This window comes from Maridesulfovibrio sp. (assembly GCF_965230075.1).
In the GTDB taxonomy this organism is placed as follows: Bacteria; Desulfobacterota; Desulfovibrionia; order Desulfovibrionales; family Desulfovibrionaceae; genus Maridesulfovibrio.
In genome coordinates this window covers 165,674-182,794 of record NZ_OZ245945.1, presented here as the reverse complement: position 1 = coordinate 182,794, position 17,121 = coordinate 165,674, and the positions used below count along the sequence as shown (strand labels likewise).

The window sequence follows — 17,121 nt, the reverse complement described above, 5'->3', positions numbered from 1 at the left end:
TAATTCCTCTCTACTGCAACTGATATTTAGGTGCTTCTTTGATTTTCTTAGGTTTGGGAGCAACCCTCTTTTCCGCCGGAATCTTCTTAGGTGCACTTATAGTGACCTTGACTCTGCCGTCGGACAGAACTTCTTCATCCTCAACTTCAATGTATTTAGTCATATGAGCCGGAGAAACCTTATATTTCACAGCAAGCTCCTTCACCGCCATCTGCTTGGCATTTTCCGCAGTGGCCTTATGTCCTGCATCACCGTTCATCCCCGGAATAGGATAGGCAATGTTAGTGGCATAAGTGCGGTCCTTTTTTACTATGCCTTTGGGGTGAAAGCTGAAGACCTGAATCTTTTCGGAATCCTCATCAGCAACATACACTTTACCCTTTCCCGCTGCTACGGCAGTCATCTTCTTGAAACGGCCGATGCCTTCACCGGGCGAACCAAAGGCCAGCACCAGATTTCCGTCATTATCGAATATTTGGATGCGGCTGTTTTTAGAGTCGGCCACGTACAGATAATCTTTCTCGTCAGTATCAATGGAAAGGGGCTCATCAAACTGCCCGAGTCCGCTGCCGGGGCTGCCAATTACGCGTTTGAACATGCCGTCGGAATCAAAAAGCTGGATGCGGTTGTTTTTGAAGTCCAAAACATAGACATTGTCCGCACTATCAAGGGCGAGGTCGGTAGGTTTGTCGAAACTGCCACCGGCAGGATTTTTGGAATCCTCTGTTTCAAGACCAAAGGAAGCCAGAAACATGGTATCCGGGTTAAATATTTCCACCCGGTGGTTATCGGTGTCAGCCACATAAATCAGACCTTTGGAGTTGACGGCAACATCCGAAGGAGTTTTGAACAGCCCAGTCTTGTCGCCCTTCTTACCGAACTTGTAATTAAAACTGCCGTTAGGGTTAAGCAACTGAATGCGATTGTTGCCGGTATCTGCAACATATACATTACCGGATTTGGCAACAGCCAGCCCTTGAGGCTTACGGAATTCACCGGGATCATTGCCGGAATCCCCCCAAGTGATACTGTCGGCACTGCCACGCAAATGAATCTGCCCCTCTTTGGAGTTCACGGCATAGAGCTTTTTTTCCGGAGTAACGTGGAGAGCTGTAATATCTTCTCCGCTGAGAATTTCTTTCTCAAAGACAATCATGGGCGGGGAAACTGTGACCGGAACCATTTCCTTTTTACTACTGCCGCTGATGTTGAAAGACTGGATACGCTCGTTACCGGTATCAGCGACAAATACGGTTTCACTATTAATACAGGCCAGTCCGGCAGGATCGTCAAACTGTCCCCGTCCTTCCCCTTCCGAACCGAAGGAAATCAACAACCGCCCAGTCTTATCAAATTTCTTAACACTCTGGTCTTCGTCTTCGGAAATATAAATATCACCGCGTTTATCAACTGACAGCCCGATGGCATCCTCACCGAAATCATCACCATTGGCAGTACAGGCAACACTGCCTATTTCCTTACCCTTGGGATCGAAAATGAAGACCTTGCCCACCTTGGGCACGAGAACATAAATATTGCGGGCTGGATCTAAAGCGATATCTTTGGGTTTTTCCGGAAGCTGAATAGCCCAGAGAAAAATACCGCGGGAGGAAAACACCTGCACCCGCTTAGTGCCCTCTTCAGCAACATAGACAAATCCAAATTTGTCTATAGCCACGGCAACGGGGTTATTGAGTTGGCCCGGTTTAGAGCTGGCTTCCCCGAAATTCTTCTTAAAGCTGCCGTCCTGAGCAAAAACAGCAATACGATCATTTCCTGTATCTGCCACGACCACATACCCTTCCGGACTGATGGCTATGGAGCTGGGACTGCGCAGTTCTCCGTCATCACGGCCGGATTCAGCAAACCTGTTTTTCAGATGTCCCTTTGAATCAAAAACAACGATCTGACCTTCTTTCCTGTCGACCACGAACATTTCACCGTCACGGTCAATGGCAATGTCCACGGGTTCAGGAGTTCCGGTAGGTAGGGAAGCCTTGAATTTCACGTTTTCAAATGCATGGGCCGGGATAGTTACAAAAAGCAGGAGCAATAAAAAAACACACGATCTACACAAATTGGGCATGATGGAGGACTCCATATAATGGCAGCTTGTTAAAGTCATTGGTTGTAGTACTTTCACCAAATGCCCAGAACGACGCAAAGCCCCCGGTTAATATTAATAATATCTACGGGAGCAAATGGCACTCAACAGCTGTTCTTAGGCTTTTTTGATACTTATTTATAAAGCATATAGAGCCAAAGAAGTCCAGAAGACTTAACCTCCATCTGGGTTCAACCACGAGAACTGCAGAGTCTCATGCTCTTTGAGATAAACTACAAAGTGTGTGCAGATTTTTAGAAATGAAAGTTCCGCAGAATAAAAGCTCATAATCACCCTAACGCTCCCTAAAAGACTGCTGCAGGGAAAGGTAAATAGGTTTCATAAAATACCCGATCAAAGTCTTCTCACCGGTCCTGATATCCGCCATGACAGTCATGCCCGGAAGCACTTGCAGTTTCTGCGCATCTTTTTCAAGATAGCTCTGGTCCATTACTACAGTCCCTTCGTAATAAACACTGCCTTTCTCACCCACTATTGTCGTTGGTGAAATGTCAGTCAGCTTGCCTTTGATTCCACCATAGCGGGCAAAATCGTAAGCAGTGAATTTTACAGTCACCACCTGCCCAATTTTAATATGTCCCACATCCCGTGAAGAGATACGGACTTCGGCAATGAGCTCCTTGCCGACCGGGACCAGTTCAAGAATCGTTTCACCGGGCTTTACCACCTCACCCGGAGAGTTGATCTGTAAATTATGCACAACGCCATCTTCAGGAGCCTTCACAGACAACTGAAAAACATCCATCTCAAATCTCTTGATAATTTCATGTATTTCTGAAGCTTCCGCCTCAACAATGGCGAGTTCGGACATCCAACTTTCCAGAGCTTCCTCTTTAAGTTTGACCAGCCTGTTCTTGCTTTCAGTCAGCTTTTCCCCAACTTGAATCCGGCGCACCGGAATTTGATGCAGATTTTCCTGAACTTGCAAAAAATGGCGTTTCACGCTGAAATATTCGCTCTTACCCACCAGCTGTTTTTCAAACAATCCTTCGTAGGATTCATATTCTTCCTTAAGTAAAGCATACTGCTGACGAAGGGTTTTCTCCCTGTTGCTGAGCTCTTTTAATTCTGCTTCATACTGCTTGATCTGGTTATTGAGAATTGCCCGCGAAGCCTTCATGGATTCTATTTTCTGGGAATGAAGGCGGCGTTGCTGGCTTGCCAGCTCTTTGTAGCGCTCATCAATTTTGGAGTAATCAGGCTTTCGTCCGTCAATTAAAGCAGCCAACCTCTCTTTGCGCAGATCAAGGGAGGCCTGCCTTACCAAATGCTGATCAAGGTTAGAAACGGAAACCGTGGGGTCCATTGTAATAAGATCCTGCCCTCTTTTCACGGCCTGTCCATCGCGAATAAGAATGTCCGAAACTATCCCACCATCCTCACTCTGCACCCGTTTAATATGCCCGGAAGGAATAATCTTACCGGAACATACCGAGACCTCATCAATGCGGGTCACAGAGGCCCAAGCGACGAACCCCGCAATGACAAGAGTAAGGGTAATAATGACATAACGGACTAGCTGCGGCACTCCTGTTTCTTCAAGGAGCAATGCCTGCGATAAATGCAACGAATTTTTCTTGCTGGTGCGAACCTTTCTATTTTCAGAACTCATGGCAGTACCCTTTACTTGAAGTTAAATCAGTACAAACAGGATTTATATTCATCAGGAAGTTTCGGCAGCACATCTTCAGTAGGACCGAAAAGTTTGACCCTGCCCTTTTCCATCCACAAAATTTTATCTGCAGCCTGCAAATAGTGGCACTGGTTGGTCACAACGATGATTGAGCTTTTCTTTCTCTTGGAATTAATCAACTTAATAAAAAATTCACTTTCTTCCGATGAAGGCCTTTCAAGCACTTCATCAAAAAGAAACAGAGGAGAACGCTTCAGCAATGCCCGACTCAAATTCAATTTCCTAAGAAATTTTTGAGACATCTGTTTCATTCTGTAATCGCCGATTCTAGTACTGAAGCCATTGGGCAAAGCTTCAACCACTTCAAGCACTCCGGCTGCCCTACAAGCACTTTCCAGCTGAGCATCTGTCGCCACAGGATTAGCGAGCCGCAAATTCTGGGAAATTGTTCCATAAAAAAACTGCGGTTCCTGCGGGGAATAACCTATGGTTCGCCGCAACAGAAGCGGGTCCATCTGGCGAATGCTGGTTCTATTCAAAGCGATCCTTCCCGCCTGAGGACGATAAAGCCCCATCATCAGTTTCAGAATTGTTGATTTCCCGGCCCCGTCATGGCCCGCGATTGCCAGCACTTCCCCATGGTTAACCTTAAAGCTGACACCCAAGAGTGCGGGATGAGCATCGCTGGCATACCTGATTGAAACTTGGGAAAAATCAACATACCCCCGCATCTTGCGATTGAACATCAGCAGAGACTCGGAATGTTGTTCAATATCCAAATCCATCAGCCTATCAACCTGCTTCACACTTTTATTGATCCGCTCCACCTGCAACATGACCACAAAGGCTGAGCGCAATGGAGCCAGAATCCGCCAGACCAGAATCATGGAGGCCACCAGTCCCCCCATGGTCATACTTCCTGCAAGAACACCGTTCACGGAAACAGCCATGGTGGAAACCCCGGCAGCCATGATCAATGAATTGGTGAGTATATTGATCTGGGAAGCAAGTTGCGATGCCCGGTATGTTTCTGCCGCACACTCAGCAGAGAGCTGACGATAACGCTTCTCCCAGATTCCCGGTGTGCTGGTAAGTTTGATGGCTCTGATTTTAGTCAGAATTTCCATGACCAGCTCCTGCCGGACAGCACCGCTTTTAGCCACTGCCACATTGGCTCTTTTGACCAAGGGCATATAGATCGCCGCCAGAACAGCAAAGCCAATCATTGCAGCCAAAGGCACAAATACCACCGGGCCGCCGAGAACCCACATGACAAGTAAAAGCAGCAGGATAAAAGGCATCTCCAGCAAAGAAGTAAAAGCCTGCCCGGAAAAGAAATCCCGCACCGAATCAAAGTCTTTGATTCGTGACGCCTGCGAACCGATTGAAGCCGATTCTGTAAAAGACGGCGGCAGATACAGAATGCGTCTAAAAACTTCATTACCAACGATATTACCCAATCGTGCCCCGATAAAACTCATCATACCGGAGCGAATTATCCGCAAGCCGAAGTCACTGAGGATAAAAACCATCACCCCGATAACAATGTAAGCAAGAGTCGTATTGTTTTCGAAGAAGGGCATCTGGTCATAAATGGTCATAATGAAAAGCGGCATGATCAGGGTCAGAACGCTGAGCAGGAATGAAATAAGCAAACCATGGCGCATGGTTTTGCCGAATCGATCCATGACCTTTCTGAACCACTGGCCCTGCTTGCGATGCAGGGAATGGCCCCGGACATCAACCTGATCAAAAAAGAAAGCTGTCCCGGAGCGGGAGTCGGGAACAAGCTCCCGGTAATTCTCCTTCTCACCATCAAACACTAATAAATTCTTGCCATCACTCTTGGTCAGGACCAGTCCCCTGCCTTGCTCATCAATAAAGAGGCACGGCAAAGTACGGCGATCAAGGCTATTCAATTTCACCTCAATAGAGCTGCTGCCAAACTTGAGGTTAGCCATGACGTTAAGCAAATCGGAAAGATTAATATGATCATGAAAATGGGGCATGGCTTCCAAAAGATGGACATCACTCCCCCTCCAGCCGAGAGCATCCAGAAGTGGAGGAATGCAGACACCAAGCCCACCGGAAATCATAAATGGAGCTGAAACTGCTTTAGTCATTTTCACCCCCATTTGCGGCTTTATTGTTCCTGACCACAAATGTCTGGTAATCAATCCCGTTGATATGGTTCACCCACCAGTCCAGAATTGAAAGCTTCAACCCACCGACAATATGCAACCTCCCCCGCTTGAACTCATCGTAGTATCCGTTGATCATTTTCATGAAGATATCGTGCTGTTCAAGATGAGCCTTCAGCAACGGCGTATTGATTTCCTTCATTATCTCAAGATCATGATCAAAATGGATTTCGGCATAATCCAAAAGCCTCTGGAAAATTTCATCCCCCTTATGCAGATCTTCAAAAGAAGCTTCGCGATCATTCAAAGCCCGGATGATCAGGTTGAGATCAAGAGCATACTTGGTGAAAAGCATGTGCTCCTCATCAACAATATCAATTCCGATAGGTTGGATGATCCCGGACATATCCTCCCAGCAACGGGCAGATTGGAGCATCCAGCGTTTCCAGGCCAGTTCCCAAACAGCTTTCTTCTCTGCCTGTACTTCTATCATTACACGCTCTCCTGTCTGAGTCTTCCGCCGACAATTGAATAAACCGAATCAGCCATTGAATGCAGAACCGGGTTGGACGTAACCATGACTATCGTACAATTCCCTTTCAACTTGCTCATCAACCAGAAGAAAAGTTGTTCGCTATCCTGATCCATAGCCTCATTAACCCTGTCCAAGAGCAGAATACGGGGCCGGACTGTCAATGCCCGTGCCAGACAGATCCGCTGCACAACTCCAGAGGGGAGAAACTCATAAAGCCTGTTTCCAACTTTTGTTTCATAGCCAAGAGGCAATTCGGAGAGAACGGAATCAAGCTGCAAAAGAGCAGCGGCATCCAATGCAAGCTGCCTGTTAGCCGGATTGAAAAGGGTAAGATTATCGAAAATAGTACCATTGAAAAGTGTACCCTGCTGCGGAAGATACTCCATTCGTCCTTGATAATCGGAATGGCAAAATTCACTTAAATCATGTCCGTCAATGAAGACCTGACCATTATCAGGCTTGATTACCCCATAAATCATATTCAACAGGAGAGTCGGACTTCTGCTGCTTTCAGTCTTGATGCAGACCATTTCGCCATTTTGAACCAGCATGTTAAATTCTCTGAAAATTTCTTCGCCGTCATTTTCATGGGAATACAAAACCTTATTCAAAACAATCTTGCCCTTGATTTCAGCGGGCAGGCATGATTTTTCAGAATCTGATTCTTCACGGAGATCAACAATACTTTTAATCTGATCTTTGGCGATCTCAATATCCGCATGGCGAACCCAGAACGTAGCCAAGGCACGGAAAGGCTGAAAAAAACGTCCACTCAAAAGCGTACACCCGGCAAGGCTACCAAGAGTAATCTGCCCGGAAATTGCCAGTGTTCCGCCAATAAAAAGCACACCGAACAAATTTATCTGGGAAAATAGGTTCCCTAAGTTTACCGGGAGATTGCCGACAAAAATAACATCATAATCAAGCCGGGCTGCGTCCGCTTCAAGCCGTTCATGACGTCGGAGCATGGACTCTTCGAGAGTAAGAGCCTTAACAGCATGAATTCCGCTGAGAGCTTCCACCAAAAAATTGTACCTGCGATCTGCCTGAGTCTTCTGCTTGAGCCTGCTGCGGCTGTATCTGCGACGGATAAATGTAATGGTAAAAAGGAAAAGAGCTGCAACCCCGGCAAGGTAGGCTGCGACCTGCCAGCCACCCAAAAATCCAGCAACAGCAAGAAAGATAAAGGCAAAGGGTAGATCGAGCATAAGCTGGAAGGCCTGCCCGGCATAAAAAGAGCGCAACGTATTCACCGCCCGCAAACGGTCGAGATGAACTCCGGCTCCATCTTTTTCAAAATCATCCAGTACGCAATTAATCCAACGAGCCACACAAGAATGGGCAATGCTGTGCTCAAAACGGGCTGACATCCAATTGGTTATGGTCGAACGACTAAGCCTTAAAATAGTTTCCAGAAGCAAAGCCACCAAGAATCCGGCTACCAGCCAGAGCAAGGTCGAGGTCGCCCTTGTCGGCACGATGCGGTCATAAACCTGCATAAGTACAATAGGCAGGGCAAGGCCGAGTACATTGATGCAAATGGAGGCCAGAAACAAGTCGAACGAGCTACGCATGAAGGCAGGGAGAGTTTTCAAGTCACTGAAAAATCCTCTCTGCTTTTTGAAGTACGATAAATCCATAAGCAAGTTCCCTTAATTCAGAGTCAGGTTCTACGTGAGTATCAGAACTACCAATCTGACTGGTCAGGAAAGTCCTCCGCTTCATTTTCAAAGGCATCAAGATTATCGGAACCTTCAAAAGAGTCCCCGTCATCATCGCCGCCCTTTTTACCACGGCCCTTTCCACGACCTTCATCATCGGATTCAACTTCTTCGGTCCAACCGTTACCATAGTCAGCAGTGCCAGTTCCAGATAAATTGTCTTCTCCTTCAGTTAGTTCCGTCCAACTGGAACCGGAATCTCCGCCATCGCTATCCATGAGGAAGAAATCAATTTCAAGTGCATCATCGCTTCCGCCTTCGCCATCAGATAATTCACCATCCTGATCTCCTCCACGTCCCTGATCAGGGCCTTCCGCAACACGACCCCACTGGTTTCCACGACCGCCTCCGCCTTCAGAATCTCCGCGGTCATCGTCATCGCGGTCGTCACGGTCGTCATCTTCGTCTTCGTCAGAAACAAGAGATTCAACCGTTACGGATTCGGGAGCAGCCTCAGGCTCTACGGACTCGGCGACAGGTTCTTCCGCAACATCTTCAGCCGCTACGGGTTCGGAAGGTTCAACCGGAGATTCGATGACTTCCTCGACTACTTCAGGTTCGGGAGTAACCTCAGGCTCTGCGGCCTCAGCAACGGGTTCTTTCACTACTTCTTCAGCTGCTGCGGGTTCGGGAGATTCGGGAACTTCCTCTGCTACTTCAGGTTCGAGAACAGCCTCAGGCTCCACAACCTCGGCGACAGATTCTTCCACAACTTCTTCTGCTGCCGCGGGTTCGGAAGCTTCGGCGGGAGATTCGGGGACTTCCTCGACTACTTCAGGTTCGGGAGCAGCCTCAGGCTCTACGGACTCGGCGACAGGTTCTTCCGCAACATCTTCAGCCGCTACGGGTTCGGAAGGTTCAACCGGAGATTCGATGACTTCCTCGACTACTTCAGGTTCGGGAGTAACCTCAGGCTCTGCGGCCTCAGCAACGGGTTCTTCCACAACTTCTTCTGCTGCCGCGGGTTCGGAAGCTTCGGCGGGAGATTCGGGGACTTCCTCGACTACTTCAGGTTCGGGAGCAGCCTCAGGCTCTACGGACTCGGCGACAGGTTCTTCCACTACATCTTCAGCTGCTGCGGGTTCGGGAGATTCGGGAACTTCCTCTGCTACTTCAGGTTCGGGAACAGCCTCAGGCTCCACAACCTCGGCGACAGATTCTTCCACAACTTCTTCTGCTGCCGCGGGTTCGGAAGCTTCGGCGGGAGATTCGGGAACATCCTCGACTACTTCAGGTTCGGGAGTAACCTCAGGCTCTGCGGCCTCAGCAACGGGTTCTTCCGCAACATCTTCAGCCGCTACGGGTTCGGAAGGTTCAACCGGAGATTCGATAACTTCCTCGACTACTTCAGGTTCGGGAGTAACCTCAGGCTCTACGGACTCGGCGACAGGTTCTTCCACGGATCCTTCCACAACGGATGATTCGACCTGCTCAGAAGTTTCGACGACAGGTTCAACATTTGGTTCCAAATCGACCTCGACTTCCTGAGTTCCAACTTCAAAATCTCCTGCTTCCAGAATTTCTTCTCGAACCAAATCGTCAGTTTCGATTCCAGATGGTTCTACCTGAAGTTCAGTCACTACTCCGCCATCTTCAACTGCACTTATATCGCTATCAGGAGATTCGAGATCACCAGACTCAACAACACCCTCTGCTCCTAAATTTACTTCCGGCGAATCAACAGGAATTTCATCGGAAACAGCATCCTCATCTACCACACCACCGGGCAAGACAGTACCGGCAAGATCAGATTGCTCAGAAGATGTTTCCTCTACACCATCTACTCTTGCATGTTCTTCTGCAGACAAATCTTCCTTCTCTGCATCCTGCAAGACAGTAAGCTCATCTAATTCCTGCTGTTCCTGATTAATTTTCTTATCTTCAGCCATGAGAATCCCCGCGAATAAATAAATTTTGTCCTATAGAATTAACATAGCAAAAAACAGAACTCACTTCCATGAAATTACACATATTCCTGACTTATACCGGCTTAACGCTCCCCTGCATATCCGGAGAAAACAATCGGAATTGAACCGACGACCTGCTGGTTACGAATTGTCTGGCGGACAATTCAACATCAAATTTTTTAATGCTGGATAAGAACTTCTCATATTAGCCCACAAGTCATCCACAAAAGCCATTTGACTTCTTCCTGCCCCCGGAACTACTTACAGGTAGTTTTAACAGCCAACCGACGCGGGACAGTTCATCATGAGCAAGACAGAGCACTTCGGACTAGACTTCGAAACATTTGCGCGACTTATTGATAATCTCCATGATGAGATCATTATCTATGATAACAACTACCGCATGCTCTACGTGAACAAGGCCTGTGAACGGCATTACGGATTCACCCAGCAGGAAATGATCAACATGCCTTTCTGGGACGTGGTACAAAAACACAATTCATGGGACCGCCCCATTCTGCCGGTGGTTTATGAAAAAAAACTCCCGGCCAAACAGGAACAAAAGACTTATCTGGGACTGGAAGTACTGACCATCGCGGTTCCCCTGTTGGATCAGGAGCAGGGCGTTGAATACGTCCTACTCAGTATTCGTGACAACTTCCACGAAGGACGCATTCTTTACCCCGAAGAACTTACCCCGAACGAAGACCCTTCCTCAGCCAAACCAGAAGACCTGATCTACCGCAGTTCATTGATGGAACAGACTGTTATTGCGGCCCGCAAGGTTGCTTCCATCAGTGCTCCATGCCTGCTTCTGGGTGAATCTGGCTGCGGTAAAAGCTTGCTTGCAAAATTCATCCACGCCAATAGCACCCGGTCCGACAAGCCATTTGTGGTGGTCAACTGTGCGGCAATCCCGCAAGAGCTCTTTGAATCGGAACTCTTCGGACATGTCGAAGGAGCATTCTCCGGGGCCACCAAAACCCGTGGCGGACTCTTTGCCAAAGCTGAAGGTGGCACCCTTTTTCTTGATGAAATTTCCGAACTGCCGTTATCCATGCAGGCCAAACTTCTTCATGCGGTACAGGAGCTGGAATACCGCCCGGTAGGCAGTTCTTCGCCAGTGAAAGCGGACGTGCGTATCCTCGCAGCCTCCAACCGCAACATGGAACGTATGGTTGAAACCGGAGTATTCAGGCAGGATCTCTATTTCCGGCTCAATGTCTTTGATATCGTCATTCCTCCCCTGCGCGAGCGTCAGGAAGACCTGATTCCTTTATTGCACTACTTCTTCAACCGCTACGGCAAGACCCACGGCAAGGGCAAACGACTTTCCTCAGAAGCCCAAAACCTGCTCTGTCAGTATTCATGGCCTGGCAACATCCGCGAACTTGCTCACCTTGTGGAGCGACTGGTGGTTACTGTCGAAGATGAAATCATCACCATGGACCATCTTCCCTCTTCCATATACGAAACAACATCCAGCCCCATCTCAACACTAACCTCTGCCGACAGCCTCGACGATGCCATTGCAGCTGTCGAGCGCCAACTGATCTTGGATGCAGTTGCCAAACATGGCAGCAGTCGCAAAGTTGCAACCGCTTTAAAAATCAGTCAGTCCCGAGCCTCCCGTTTAATTCGCAAATACAACATCAATACAAACCCTTAGCCTACTGAGTCACCACAGACTCAGCGAGTCAATATAGACTCAAACAGCAAAATAACCCGCCACGAAAGGACTTTATTCAATATCGAGTCAATTTTGACTCAAAATAATTTTATTGATTGAATGATCATACAATCATTATATTTTTTAACATACTGTTTTTAAAGAACTTTACTTAGTGAAAACTGTAACTTTTCATTGGCACATCAATTGCTCAAATAGGTCCAACACATATTTAAATCAAATTGATGCAATGTTCGCTGTGGGAAGATGAATTGCTATGGAGGTAGCAACTCAATACGGGCAAACGGGGTGTTTAGCTTCGTATAAGACAGCAGCATCACAATTGTGTTCGTGGAGGCAACCGCAAAAGTGAGAGAATGCGGAGTTTAAAAGAGGTGTATAACAATTAAGGGAGACGACTGTATGTTTAAGGACAAGAGATATTACGGAATGGCCTGCGCCCTGCTTGCGACCATGCTTTGGGCCGGTGCTTTTGTTGTTGCCAGACTGGCGGTAGGCCAGATTTCCCCTATGACCCTTGGAGCCAGTCGCTGGTTCATAGCCCTGCTCATTCTCTGTGCATTCACTCTGCCCAGAGTAAAACGAGAATGGCACGTAGCCAAAAAATTTCTGCCCCAGATCATCGCGGCAGCCCTGACCGGTGTAGCGGCATACTCCCCCCTGAGCTACTTTGCAGCCCAGACTACATCAGCCATTAACCTTTCCCTTATTTCCGTAACTTCACCGATATTCATCGTCATCATTTCTTCACTACTAGGCCAGAAGCAGTCCATTAACACATGGATAGGCTGTACCGTGGCCCTGATCGGTTCTTTCTATCTTGTTTCCGGCGGCGATCTGCAGCAGCTTCTCGGCCTGCACTTTGCTTCCGGTGACATTCTCATGCTGCTGGCTGCAGTGGGATTTGCAGTCTACAGCCTGATCCTGCGCAGAATCCCCGAAGGACTTTCCCAACTAACCGTCATGACCCTGATGTCCTTCTTTGCCGTACTCATGCTCATCCCCTGCGTTATCTGGGAATCCACCCAGCCGAGCATGGTCTTCAACATGAACGGCGTTGTATTCTTCAGCATCGTTTTCTCCGCGGTCTGCTCTTCAGTCATCGCATGGCTGACCTGGAACATCGGTATTGAGCACGCAGGTCCAGCCACTTCCGGCATGATCTACTACAGCCTCCCTCTCTGGGGCGGTCTGTTCGCCTTTGTTTTCCTCGGCGAAACCATGAACTCCGTGCACTTCATTTCAGGCGTGCTAATCATCGGCGGTATCATCTGGTCCAGCCGCGGCCCCAAAGAAGTAACTGCTGCTCAGGCAGCTGCCAGCGAAGCATAATACGCACCTTGACTCCATAAACCGAGAGGCGGGCCTTGGCCTGTCCCGGCGGAATCCTTGTAGATCCCGGAGGTCCTAGTACCTCCGGGAACAGGAAAGGTGCGTCCGGATTACAGCTATATAAGGGTCTGCAAAGACCGTTTCTAAAGTAACTAACCATTTAAGGAATTGGACAATGAATCGCGACGAACAACAGAAAAAGCTCATTCATCTCAATGTGAACGGCGAGACCGTTTCACTGCATGTAGAGCCGCACTGGACCCTTTCCAGAGTTCTGCGCAATGACTGCGGTCATACCGGGACAAAGGAAGGTTGCGGCGAGGGAGCCTGCGGCTCCTGCACCGTGCTCATCGACTCTGTCGCAGTGCCTGCCTGCATGGTTCTCGCCGTGGAGCAGCAGGACAAGGAAATCGAAACCATCGAAGGTCTCTCCAAAGACGGCAAGCTGCATCCCATTCAGGAAGCATGGCTTGAAGAGTACGGCTCCCAGTGCGGATTCTGCTCTCCGGGCATGATCATGTCCACCAAGGCGTTGCTGCTGAAGAATCCCAGCCCAAGCGATGATGAGATCAAGGAAGCCATCAGCGGAAACATCTGTATCTGCAGCAACTACGAACACATCATCAATGCCGTGCGCAGTGCGGCAGAGAAAATGAAAGGGGAGCAGTGCTAATGATCAAGACCAACTCCATCGGAACTGCCGTCCGCCAGAAAGACGGCCCGGCCCGCGTAACCGGTTCCGCTAAATATTACGCTGACTTTATCTTTCCGGGCATGCTCCAGATTCGCATCCTGCGTTCCCCCTACCCTGCTGCCGACATCGTATCCATCGACACCAGCGCGGCGGAAAAGGTAGACGGCGTACATCTGGTCATGACCTACGAGAATTATCCCAAGGCTTTCCGTAAATCCCTCTACTACGTAGGCGACCTTGTTGCAGCCGTGGTTGCCGATGACGAAACCATCGCTCTTGAGGCCATGGAACTCATCGAAGTTGAATACGAAAAGAAAAAGCCTGTACTGAGCATCGAAGACGGTATCAAAGAAGGCTCTCCGCAGGTATTTGAAGGCGTGGACAACTGTCAGGACTGGGCCTTCCATGCCATCCTCAGTGACCGCGACCCGGAAACCCGCCTGTTCAAGACCAAGACTCCGGCGGAGTACAACGGTTTCGGCGATATTGATAAAGGTTTTGCCGAAGCGGACGTTGTTATCGAGCAAAAAGGCCTCAAATACGCCTATTGCAAAGGTCCGGCAATGGAACCACGCGGCTGCTCCGCCAATTTCGACGGCACCAAGCTGCATGTCTACACCCACTCGCAGGGTCTGCATGATGAAAAACTCTGCCTTGCGCAGGCTCTGGGCATCAGTGCCAACATGCTCAACTATGTTTCCCCGTTTACCGGATCAAGCTTCGGCGGCAAGAATGCTTTCCCGCTGGACCGCAACATCGCATCCCACTATCTGGTCATCGCCGGACTGGCCTGCCTTGATCTGAAGAAGCCCGTACACTGCCCCTATTCCCGTGAGGAAGAAATGGTTTCCGGCTGGTCACGCGGCAGCATCGGCGATGTTAAAATCGGTTTCAAAAATGACGGTACCCTGACCACCATGGAGCTTGCCCACTGGCAGGAAACCGGTGCTGGTGGTGATAAATACCCCGCCAAGAACGCCATGCTGGCAACCGGCGCGGTTATGTATTCCCATAACTGCGAGCATCTGCGCGGTAAAATCCGCTACGTAAACACCAACCGTTTTCCCGCCGCAGGCTGGCAGGGCTACGGTGCGCCTGAAGGCGTTTTTGCCGTAGAAACCACCATGGACATCGCCGCTGAGCAAATGGGCATGGACCCTGTTGAAATTCGTAAAAAAAACTGCATGCGCACCGGAGACATCGATTCCGGCTGGGACCCGCTGGTATACAAATCCTGCCTCATTTCCTCTTCCGGTATCCGCGACTGCCTCGATGCCGGGGCCGAATTCCTCGACTGGAAAAACAAATGGCAGCATCCCAGCAAAAAAGAAGGCCGTATCCGCAGCGGCATGGGCGTAGCCATCTTTGCCATGGGCGCCGGACGCCCCGGACCGGGCAACTCCAGTGAAGCTATGGTAAAAATCTACCCTGATGGATCAGCTGCACTGGTCTGCGCCATTGCCGATATCGGTCAGGGTCAGCACACCGTTCAGTGCCAGATTGTAGCTGACGTACTGGGGCTACCCTACAAGAAGATCGGCATCGTCTGCCACGATACCGACTCCACTCCTTTCGCAACCCTTGTTGCCAACAGCTGTGGGACTTGGATTCAGGGCTGGGCCACTTACGAAGCAGCTCTTGATGCCAAGCGCCAGGTCCTCGATCTCGCCGCCGCACAGCTCGGTGTTCCGGCACAGGCCCTTTCCATGGACGAGGAAGGAGTCTTCGTCTCCGCCGAACCGAAAAAGAAACTGACCTTTGCCGAAGCATTCGGTGCACGCGGCCACTACGGTGGTATCCACGAAGTTACCGGATACTACGTCAACAATTCTCCGCATCCCAACGGTCTCAAAGACGGTAAGGAAGATCAGGTATACATCCCCAAAGAAAAAGGTGCCCAGTTCATTACCCTTGATGTGGATACCGAAACCGGAATGATCTCTAACGTAAAAGTCATCATGGCCCAGAACGTTGGCAAAGCACTGAACCCGAAAATCGTTGCCGGACAGCTTTCCACTTCCCGTCACGGAGTGGAAAACGCCATCCTCGGTAACGACTGCATCGTGGATAAACGCAACGGCTGGCTGATGACCCCCAACTGGGTTGATTACCGCCACAGTACCGCCATGGAATGCGATGTCGAACCTATTGTCATTGAGAAACCCGGCGACCCGACCCACCCCTTTGGAGCTACCGCCTGCGGTGAAGGCGCAGCCTGCCCCTCTTTGGCCGCGTTCTCAAACGCCATTTTCAACGCAATCGGCGTACGAATCATCGAAACACCGTTCACCCCCGATAAAATCCTTGAGGGCCTCGGCAAGATTCAGCCCAAAAGGAGGAAGAAATAATGAGACGTTTCAATCACTTTGATGCTTCCAGCATTGAGGAGGCCGTATCCCTTTTGCAGGAATACAAAGACGCCTCCTACGTAATCGCAGGCGGCAGCGACCTCATGGGCTGCCTCAAAGACAACCTTTGGATGGAATATCCCAAGGCAATCATCAATCTGAAAACTATCCCCGGACTGAATGAGATAAATGTCGAGGAAGACGGACTGCACATCGGCCCGCTGGTGACCCTCACCGAGCTTTCCGAATGCGCACCCGTCAAAGAGACATGGCCCGGACTTGCAGAAGCTGCCCGCCGCACAGCATCCCCCTTGCTGCGCAACATGGGTACTGTTGCCGGGAACATCTGTCAGGAAAACCGTTGCTGGTATTACCGCTACCCGGACAAAATCGGCGGACGCATCGATTGCGTGCGCAAAGGCGGAAAACGCTGCCTCGCCGTGCCCGGTGACCACCGTTTCCATTCCATCTTCGGCGCCGTGAAAAAATGTATCGCTGTAAACCCCAGTGATACCGCTCCCGCCTTCGTAGCCCTTGATGCAACCATTAAGACCAGCAAGCGCGAAATCGCCATTGATGAATTCTTCTCCGCTGAAAACGGAGCAGGATCAACCATTCTGGAACACGATGAGATCGTCACTGAAATCTTCGTGCCCCGCCCGCAAGCAGGCTCCGCCAGCGCATTCATGAAGATCGCCTACCGCAAGTCCATTGACTTTGCCATCGTCAACTGCGCCGCTTCCATCACCGTCACTGACGGCAAGATCAGCGCAGCCCGCATCTGCCTGAACGGGGTCCATAACAATCCCCGCCGCTGCGAGACTTCCGAGGAAGCGCTCATCGGCAAGCTCCTTTCCGAAGAACTGGCTGCAGAAGCAGGAGAACTGGCTGTAGCGGAAGCAAAACCGCTCTTCCAGAACATCCACAAAGTCCAGATGTCCAAAACCATTGTAGCCGACACCCTTATGGAGTGCGCTAACTAAGCGCAGGAAGGT

Annotated in this window: 11 protein-coding genes; 5 read left to right on the top strand and 6 right to left on the bottom strand. The window is 49.7% G+C overall.

Features of this window, described 5'->3' with window-relative positions; all coding sequences use genetic code 11:
• Positions 1-10: 10 nt before the first annotated feature.
• The 6 genes from ACO05Z_RS00830 to ACO05Z_RS00805 form a co-directional block, all read right to left on the bottom strand.
• Positions 11-2,086 (bottom strand): hypothetical protein, encoded by a 2,076-nt coding sequence (locus tag ACO05Z_RS00830; RefSeq protein ID WP_421899408.1) that lies wholly within the window; start codon positions 2,084-2,086, stop codon positions 11-13.
• A 313-nt stretch (positions 2,087-2,399) separates the two neighbouring features.
• Positions 2,400-3,737, bottom strand: a complete 1,338-nt coding sequence (locus ACO05Z_RS00825) for an HlyD family type I secretion periplasmic adaptor subunit (protein ID WP_421899406.1) — start codon at positions 3,735-3,737, stop codon at positions 2,400-2,402.
• Positions 3,738-3,763: 26 nt separating this feature from the next.
• Positions 3,764-5,881, bottom strand: coding sequence for a peptidase domain-containing ABC transporter (locus ACO05Z_RS00820; RefSeq protein ID WP_421899404.1), 2,118 nt, complete (start codon positions 5,879-5,881; stop codon positions 3,764-3,766).
• The gene (locus ACO05Z_RS00815) at positions 5,874-6,392 is read right to left on the bottom strand and encodes a bacteriohemerythrin (RefSeq protein ID WP_421899402.1); all 519 of its coding nucleotides are present in this window, start codon (positions 6,390-6,392) and stop codon (positions 5,874-5,876) included. Before ACO05Z_RS00815 ends, ACO05Z_RS00820 begins: the two co-directional genes overlap by 8 nt.
• Positions 6,392-8,029: a peptidase domain-containing ABC transporter gene (locus ACO05Z_RS00810; RefSeq protein ID WP_421899400.1), complete on the bottom strand. Its 1,638-nt coding sequence runs from the start codon at positions 8,027-8,029 to the stop codon at positions 6,392-6,394. The genes ACO05Z_RS00815 and ACO05Z_RS00810 overlap by 1 nt, the downstream gene beginning before the upstream one ends.
• Positions 8,030-8,121: 92 nt before the next feature.
• On the bottom strand, positions 8,122-10,044 hold the full coding sequence (locus ACO05Z_RS00805) for a hypothetical protein (RefSeq protein ID WP_421899398.1): 1,923 nt from the start codon (positions 10,042-10,044) through the stop codon (positions 8,122-8,124).
• A 322-nt stretch (positions 10,045-10,366) separates the two neighbouring features.
• On the opposite strand from ACO05Z_RS00805, the gene ACO05Z_RS00800 reads away from it, so the two are divergent.
• The 5 genes from ACO05Z_RS00800 (at position 10,367) to ACO05Z_RS00780 (ending at position 17,109) form a co-directional block, all read left to right on the top strand.
• Positions 10,367-11,731: a sigma-54 interaction domain-containing protein gene (locus tag ACO05Z_RS00800; protein ID WP_421899396.1), complete on the top strand. Its 1,365-nt coding sequence runs from the start codon at positions 10,367-10,369 to the stop codon at positions 11,729-11,731.
• A gap of 423 nt (positions 11,732-12,154) precedes the next feature.
• Complete coding sequence (locus ACO05Z_RS00795) at positions 12,155-13,084, top strand: DMT family transporter (protein WP_421899394.1); 930 nt, start codon at positions 12,155-12,157, stop codon at positions 13,082-13,084.
• Positions 13,085-13,259: 175 nt separating this feature from the next.
• Positions 13,260-13,757 carry a (2Fe-2S)-binding protein gene (locus ACO05Z_RS00790; RefSeq protein WP_421899392.1) on the top strand — a complete coding sequence of 166 codons (498 nt, stop codon included), beginning with the start codon at positions 13,260-13,262 and terminating at the stop codon, positions 13,755-13,757.
• A complete protein-coding gene (locus ACO05Z_RS00785) occupies positions 13,757-16,126 on the top strand; it encodes a xanthine dehydrogenase family protein molybdopterin-binding subunit (protein WP_421899390.1) in 2,370 nt (789 codons plus the stop codon). The genes ACO05Z_RS00790 and ACO05Z_RS00785 overlap by 1 nt, the downstream gene beginning before the upstream one ends.
• A complete protein-coding gene (locus ACO05Z_RS00780; protein ID WP_421899388.1) occupies positions 16,126-17,109 on the top strand; it encodes an FAD binding domain-containing protein in 984 nt (327 codons plus the stop codon). The genes ACO05Z_RS00785 and ACO05Z_RS00780 overlap by 1 nt, the downstream gene beginning before the upstream one ends.
• The last annotated feature ends 12 nt before the right edge of the window (positions 17,110-17,121 follow it).